General features: G+C 60.7%; 6 protein-coding genes. All 6 read left to right on the top strand.

What is annotated here, in order from left to right; all coding sequences use genetic code 11:
* The first annotated feature begins 273 nt into the window (after nt 1–273).
* The 6 genes from gcvH (at nt 274) to V3W27_RS11945 (ending at nt 7505) form a co-directional block, all read left to right on the top strand.
* Complete coding sequence (gene gcvH, locus V3W27_RS11920) at nt 274–657, top strand: glycine cleavage system protein GcvH (protein ID WP_096795081.1); 384 nt, start codon at nt 274–276, stop codon at nt 655–657.
* Between the two features lie 11 nt (nt 658–668).
* Nucleotides 669–3521, top strand: coding sequence for an aminomethyl-transferring glycine dehydrogenase (gene gcvP / locus V3W27_RS11925; protein WP_442962651.1), 2853 nt, complete (start codon nt 669–671; stop codon nt 3519–3521).
* A gap of 145 nt (nt 3522–3666) precedes the next feature.
* Nucleotides 3667–5043: an L-serine ammonia-lyase gene (locus V3W27_RS11930; RefSeq protein ID WP_330206663.1), complete on the top strand. Its 1377-nt coding sequence runs from the start codon at nt 3667–3669 to the stop codon at nt 5041–5043.
* Nucleotides 5044–5178: 135 nt separating this feature from the next.
* Nucleotides 5179–6303 (top strand): glycine cleavage system aminomethyltransferase GcvT, encoded by a 1125-nt coding sequence (gene gcvT / locus V3W27_RS11935; RefSeq protein WP_330206664.1) that lies wholly within the window; start codon nt 5179–5181, stop codon nt 6301–6303.
* Between the two features lie 403 nt (nt 6304–6706).
* Complete coding sequence (locus V3W27_RS11940) at nt 6707–6919, top strand: cold-shock protein (protein WP_007934683.1); 213 nt, start codon at nt 6707–6709, stop codon at nt 6917–6919.
* A 97-nt stretch (nt 6920–7016) separates the two neighbouring features.
* Nucleotides 7017–7505 (top strand): RDD family protein, encoded by a 489-nt coding sequence (locus V3W27_RS11945; RefSeq protein WP_330206665.1) that lies wholly within the window; start codon nt 7017–7019, stop codon nt 7503–7505.
* Nucleotides 7506–7531 lie beyond the last annotated feature (26 nt).

The raw sequence follows: 7531 nt of genomic DNA on the forward strand, positions 1-7531 counted from the left end.
AGCGCTACAGCGGAACGATATCGATACACCATCCTTCGACCGCCGCTGTGCAAGGCTTTGATCCGCTTCAGCTTTTCTCCCCGCCCCAAGCTGTAGCGATTTCGCTACAGAAGCCCCACACCCATCACAACCCGAAACACATAACCATTTGATTTATATAGATAAATACAATCTGGCCGCGTTCTTGCTAAGTAACCGCTCATAAAATCAGGGCTTTCCCGCCCAAGCCTTCCACCGCGTCCACCAGACGAGTCTGGCCCCTTAGGAGTTTCCATGAGCGAGTTGCGTTTTACTGAAGATCACGAATGGCTGCGCACCGAAGCTGACGGCAGCGTTACTGTCGGCATCACCGCTTTCGCGCAGAACGCTTTGGGCGACGTGGTGTTCGTGCAACTGCCTGAGCTGCAGGCTTACGAAAAAGGCGCTGAAGCCGCCACCGTGGAATCGGTGAAAGCCGCCAGCGGCGTGTACATGCCGCTCGACGGTGAAGTTATGGAAGTGAACCCGGCACTGGACGGCAGCCCGGAACTGGTCAACGAAGATCCGCTGGGCGAAGGCTGGTTCTTCCGCTTCCAGCCAAGCGACGCCGCCGCTGTCGGCAAACTGCTCGATCAAGACGCCTACGACCGCCTGATCAAAGCCCAAGCCGAAGCCTGAGGAGTAACGACATGACCCAAGTAAACCTCGGCACTGCCAACGAATTCATCGCCCGTCACATCGGCCCACGCGCCGGTGACGAGCAAGCCATGCTCAACAGCCTCGGCTTCGACTCGCTCGAAGCGCTGAGCGCCAGCGTCATCCCGGAAAGCATCAAGGGCACCAGCGTGCTCGGCCTGGACGACGGCCTGAGCGAAGCCGACGCACTGGCGATGATCAAATCCATCGCCGGCAAAAACCAACTGTTCAAGACCTACATCGGCCAGGGCTACTACAACTGCCACACGCCGTCGCCGATCCTGCGCAACCTGTTGGAAAACCCGGCCTGGTACACCGCTTACACCCCGTACCAGCCGGAAATTTCCCAGGGTCGTCTCGAAGCGCTGCTGAACTTCCAGACCCTGATCAGCGACCTCACCGGCCTGCCGATCGCCAACGCCTCCTTGCTCGACGAAGCCACCGCCGCTGCCGAAGCCATGACTTTCTGCAAACGCCTGAGCAAGAACAAGGGCAGCCACCAGTTCTTCGCCTCGATCCACAGCCACCCGCAAACCCTCGACGTGCTGCGCACCCGTGCCGAGCCGCTGGGCATCGACGTGGTGGTTGGCGATGAGCGTGAACTGAGCGACGTCACGCCGTTTTTCGGCGCGCTGCTGCAATACCCGGCGAGCAACGGTGATGTGTTCGACTACCGCGAACTGACCGAGCGCTTCCACGCCGCCAACGCGCTGGTCGCCGTGGCCGCTGATCTGCTGGCCCTGACGCTGCTGACCGCTCCGGGCGAGTTCGGCGCCGACGTCGCTATCGGTTCCGCGCAACGCTTCGGCGTGCCGCTGGGCTTCGGTGGCCCGCACGCGGCCTATTTCTCTACCAAGGATGCGTTCAAGCGCGACATGCCGGGCCGTCTGGTCGGAGTGTCGGTTGACCGCTTCGGCAAACCGGCCCTGCGTCTGGCGATGCAGACCCGCGAGCAACACATCCGCCGCGAGAAGGCCACGTCGAACATCTGCACCGCGCAGGTGCTGTTGGCCAACATCGCCAGCATGTACGCCGTGTATCACGGCCCGAAAGGCCTGACCCGGATCGCCAACCGCGTGCATCACCTGACCGCGATTCTGGCCAAGGGCCTGAGCGCACTGGGCGCTAAAGTCGAGCAGACCAGCTTCTTCGACACCCTGACCCTCGCCACCGGCGCACACACCGCCGCGCTGCACGACAAGGCGCATGCCGCGCAGATCAACCTGCGGGTGATCGACGCCCAGCGTCTGGGCCTGTCAGTGGACGAAACCACCACTCAGGCTGACATCGAAACCCTGTGGAGCCTGTTCGCCGACGGCAAGGCCCTGCCGGACTTCGCTGCGTTGGCCGCTTCGGTGCAAAGCACCATTCCGGCGGCGCTGGTACGTCAGTCGCCGATCCTCAGCCACCCGGTGTTCAACCGTTATCACTCGGAAACCGAGCTGATGCGCTACCTGCGCAAACTGGCGGACAAGGACCTGGCACTGGATCGCACCATGATCCCGTTGGGCTCGTGCACCATGAAACTCAACGCCGCGAGCGAAATGATCCCGGTGACCTGGGCCGAATTCGGCGCCCTGCACCCGTTCGCTCCGGCTGCGCAGAGCGCCGGCTACCAGCAACTGACCGACGAACTGGAAGCGATGCTCTGCGCCGCCACCGGTTACGACTCGATCTCGCTGCAACCGAACGCCGGTTCGCAGGGTGAATACGCTGGACTGCTGGCGATTCGCGCCTACCACCAGAGCCGTGGCGACGAGCGCCGCGACATCTGCCTGATCCCGTCGTCGGCCCACGGCACCAACCCGGCCACCGCCAACATGGCCGGCATGCGCGTGGTAGTGACCGCGTGCGATGCCCGTGGCAACGTCGACATCGAAGACCTGCGCGCCAAAGCCATCGAGCACCGCGAACACCTCGCCGCGCTGATGATCACCTACCCGTCGACCCACGGCGTGTTCGAAGAAGGCATCCGCGAAATCTGCGGGATCATTCATGACAACGGCGGCCAGGTGTACATCGACGGCGCCAACATGAACGCGATGGTCGGCCTCTGCGCACCGGGCAAGTTCGGCGGCGACGTGTCGCACCTGAACCTGCACAAAACCTTCTGCATTCCGCACGGCGGTGGCGGCCCGGGCGTCGGCCCGATTGGCGTCAAGTCGCACCTGACCCCGTTCCTGCCGGGTCACGGCCACATGGAGCGCAAGGAAGGCGCGGTCTGCGCAGCACCGTTCGGCAGCGCGAGCATTCTGCCGATCACTTGGATGTACATTCGCATGATGGGCGGCGCCGGTCTGAAACGCGCTTCGCAACTGGCGATCCTCAATGCCAACTACATTTCCCGTCGCCTCGAAGAGCACTATCCAGTGCTGTACACCGGCAGCAACGGCTTGGTGGCGCACGAATGCATCCTAGACCTGCGTCCACTGAAAGACAGCAGCGGCATCAGCGTCGATGACGTCGCCAAGCGTCTGATCGACTTCGGCTTCCACGCCCCGACCATGTCGTTCCCGGTCGCCGGCACGCTGATGATCGAGCCGACCGAAAGTGAATCCAAGGAAGAACTGGACCGCTTCTGCGACGCCATGATCCGCATCCGCGAAGAAATCCGCGCGGTGGAAAACGGCACGCTGGACAAGGACGACAACCCGCTGAAGAACGCCCCGCACACGGCTGCGGAGCTGGTCGGCGAGTGGACCCACCCGTACAGCCGCGAGCAGGCGGTGTATCCGGTGGCGTCGTTGATCGAAGGCAAATACTGGCCGCCGGTCGGTCGCGTCGACAACGTCTTCGGCGACCGCAACCTGGTCTGCGCCTGCCCGTCGATCGAAAGCTACGCTTAAGCGGATGAGGGGCAGGTCACCTGCCCCGATTTTCAGCAACACCATAGATCCCAATGTGGGAGCGGGCTTGCTCGCTCCCACAGGGGATTTGTGTCCAGCCTCGAGCTTGCGCCAATTCCTATAACAAGAAACCGGAGAACAACTCATGTCGTTAAGCGTGTTCGACCTGTTCAAGATTGGCATCGGCCCTTCCAGCTCCCACACCGTCGGCCCGATGCGTGCCGCTGCGCGCTTCGCCGAAGGCTTGCGCCGCGATGACCTGCTGTCGGCCACCAGCACCGTCAAAGTCGAGCTGTACGGCTCGCTCGGTGCTACCGGCAAGGGACACGGCAGCGACAAAGCGGTGCTGCTCGGCCTTGAAGGTGAACACCCGGACACCGTCGACACCGAAACCGTCGCCGCACGCCTGCAGGATATTCGCGGCAATGGCCGGCTGAATCTGCTCGGCGAACACAGCATTGCGTTCAACGAGAAAGAACACCTGGCGATGATCCGCAAGCCGTTGGCCTACCACCCCAACGGCATGATCTTTCGTGCCTTCGATGCTGCCGGTATTCAGATCCGCAGCCGCGAGTACTACTCGGTCGGTGGCGGCTTTGTGGTCGATGAAGATGCCGCCAGTGCCGACCGCATCGTCGAAGACGCGACACCGCTGACCTTCCCGTTCAAAAGTGCCAAGGACTTGCTCGGCCATTGCGCCACCTACGGGCTGTCGATCAGCCAGGTGATGCTGACCAATGAAAGCGCCTGGCGCCCGGAGGCGGAAACCCGCGCCGGTCTGCTGAAAATCTGGCAAGTGATGCAGGACTGCGTTGCCGCTGGCTGTCGCAACGAAGGCATTCTGCCGGGCGGGCTGAAGGTCAAACGCCGGGCGGCGGCATTGCATCGGCAACTGTGCAAGAACCCGGAATCAGCGCTGCGTGATCCGCTGTCGGTGCTGGACTGGGTCAACCTGTACGCCCTGGCGGTCAACGAAGAAAACGCCAACGGCGGCCGCGTGGTCACCGCGCCGACCAACGGCGCGGCGGGCATCATCCCGGCGGTGCTGCATTACTACATGCGCTTTATCCCGGGTGCGAACGATGACGGCGTGGTGCGTTTTCTGCTGACCGCCGCCGCGATCGGCATTCTGTACAAGGAAAACGCCTCGATCTCCGGCGCCGAAGTCGGCTGTCAGGGCGAGGTCGGCGTGGCCTGCTCGATGGCCGCTGGCGCGTTGTGTGAAGTGCTCGGCGGCAGCGTGCAGCAAGTCGAGAACGCGGCGGAAATCGGCATGGAACACAACCTCGGCCTGACCTGCGACCCGATTGGCGGGCTGGTGCAGGTGCCGTGCATCGAGCGCAACGCCATGGGCTCGGTGAAAGCGATCAACGCGGTGCGCATGGCCATGCGCGGCGACGGGCAACACTTCGTCTCCCTCGACAAGGTCATCCGCACCATGCGCCAGACCGGCGCCGACATGAAAAGCAAATACAAAGAGACCGCCCGCGGCGGTCTGGCAGTCAACATCATCGAATGCTGATTTATGTCCTCTCCCTTTGGGAGAGGACCGCACTTAGTCCCCTCTCCCTCCGGGAGAAGGCTGGGGTGAGGGGCTTTTGATCTTGATCTAAATCTAGCCCCATGCCCCCAAACTCAAACTTTCAAGGAGCCACGCATGTCCACCGAACAACTGTCGAAAACCCCGCTGCACGCTCTGCATATCGAACTCGGCGCCCGCATGGTGCCGTTCGCCGGCTACGACATGCCGGTGCAATACCCGCTGGGCGTGATGAAAGAACACCAGCACACCCGTGAGCAGGCCGGGCTGTTCGATGTCTCGCACATGGGCCAGATCCGCCTGACCGGCGCCAATGCCGCCAAGGCTCTGGAAACCCTGGTGCCGGTGGATATCATCGACCTGCCGGTGGGCATGCAGCGCTACGCAATGTTCACCAACGACAACGGCGGCATCCTCGACGACCTGATGGTCGCCAATCTCGGTAACGACGAGCTGTTCCTGGTGGTCAACGCCGCGTGCAAGGATCAGGATCTGGCGCATCTGCAAAAACACATTGGCGATCAGTGCACCATTACGGAGCTGTTCGAAGCGCGCGCGCTGCTGGCGTTGCAAGGTCCGGCAGCGGTTACGGTGCTGGCGCGCCTGGCCCCTGAAGTCGCAAAAATGACCTTCATGCAGTTCAATCGCGTGCAACTGCTGGGCGTGGATTGCTTCGTCAGCCGTTCGGGCTACACCGGTGAAGACGGTTTCGAAATCTCGGTGCCCGCCGCCGATGCAGAAAAACTCGCCCGCGCCCTGCTGGCCGAACCGGAAGTTCAGGCCATCGGCCTCGGCGCCCGCGATTCGCTGCGCCTGGAAGCCGGCCTGTGCCTGTATGGCCACGACATGAACACCGAGACCACGCCAATTGAAGCCAGCCTGTTGTGGGCGATCTCCAAGCCACGCCGTGCCGACGGCGCGCGGGCCGGTGGTTTCCCTGGGGCAGAGACAGTTTTCGCTCAGCAGCAGAACGGCGTCGCGCGCAAACGCGTCGGCCTGCTGCCGCAGGAACGTACGCCAGTGCGGGAAGGCGCAGAAATCGTCAACGAAGCCGGCGAAATCATCGGCAGTGTGTGCAGCGGCGGCTTCGGTCCGACCCTGGGTGGCCCGTTGGCGATGGGTTACCTCAACAGCGCTTATGTCACCCTGGATACGCCAGTCTGGGCCATCGTTCGTGGGAAAAAGGTGCAAATGCTTGTAAGCAAAATGCCATTTGTTTCACAACGCTACTATCGCGGTTGATTGACTGTTTCTATAAGTAACGCGATTGCGTTATGCATGCACTAATGTGTAACGCAATCGCCACAAAAAAGTGCATTTTCTAACATTTGATTCGATTATGAACTTTACTTATAACGTTCGAAAACTTTTGAACAAGCTAATCGTCTAAGCCGCACTAGCAGACTGACTAACTGCCAGCAGGGACAGTAAAACCGGGGCCTTCGCGGGGCTTGTTTTTTCTCCCGTAGTTGGCGTAGAGTTTGTCCACTGTGTTTGCATGGGTCAGCTTGGAATCGTGACCTGGGCAGTAGCCTACAAGTTAGCTACATCCCGCTCGACGTCTTCTTACTCTCCTGCAACCAGCCCCAGTACTCTTTCATGAGAAAGAGGCTGTCATCAATTTATGCGTCAAAGGAAATAAGAAATGTCCCAACGTCAGAGCGGTACCGTCAAGTGGTTTAACGACGAGAAAGGTTTTGGTTTTATCACTCCAGAAAGCGGTCCGGATCTGTTCGTGCATTTCCGCGCTATTCAGGGCAACGGCTTCAAGAGCCTGAAAGAAGGCCAGAAAGTGACCTTCGTTGCTGTGCAAGGCCAGAAAGGCATGCAGGCTGATGAAGTACAAGCAGAAGGTTAATCTTCTGTAACGAAAAAGCCCCTGATATTGATATCAGGGGCTTTTTTGTGCGCGCGAATCCGTAAAATGGCATTTCATTTTGCGTCCAGAGGCTGCCATGTCGAAAAACCTGCTCACTCCCCAGGGCGACTTTCCTGCTGTTGGCCTCGGCCGGCGTCTGGCGGCGATGTTCTATGACTTCCTGTTGTGCACCGCCCTGCTGATCGTCACCGGGTTCGTCTACAAGTTGATCCAGGCAGCGATCATCGGTGAAGAACACCTGCGCGTGCTGACCGACGCCGGAAAAATGGATGGCGATCCGCTGTATTCCACGGTGTTGCTGTTGGTGCTGTTTGCGTTCTTCGCCAAGTTCTGGACCCACGGCGGGCAGACACTGGGCATGCAGGTATGGGGCATCCGCGTACAGAACGCCGATGGCAGCGCGATCAGCCTGTGGCAGGCGCTACTGCGCTTCATGGTATCGATCGCTTCGTGGCTGTGCGCAGGGCTTGGATTCTTCTGGTCGCTATACGACAAGCAGAAGCGCACCTGGCACGACATCTACTCCGATACCCGCGTGGTGCGGATTCCGAAGAAGAGCAAATAACTTCCTGACACCGAATACCACTGTGG

The sequence above is a fragment of the Pseudomonas sp. AM14(2022) genome, from assembly GCF_036346455.1.
Lineage (GTDB): Bacteria > Pseudomonadota > Gammaproteobacteria > Pseudomonadales > Pseudomonadaceae > Aquipseudomonas > Aquipseudomonas putida_A.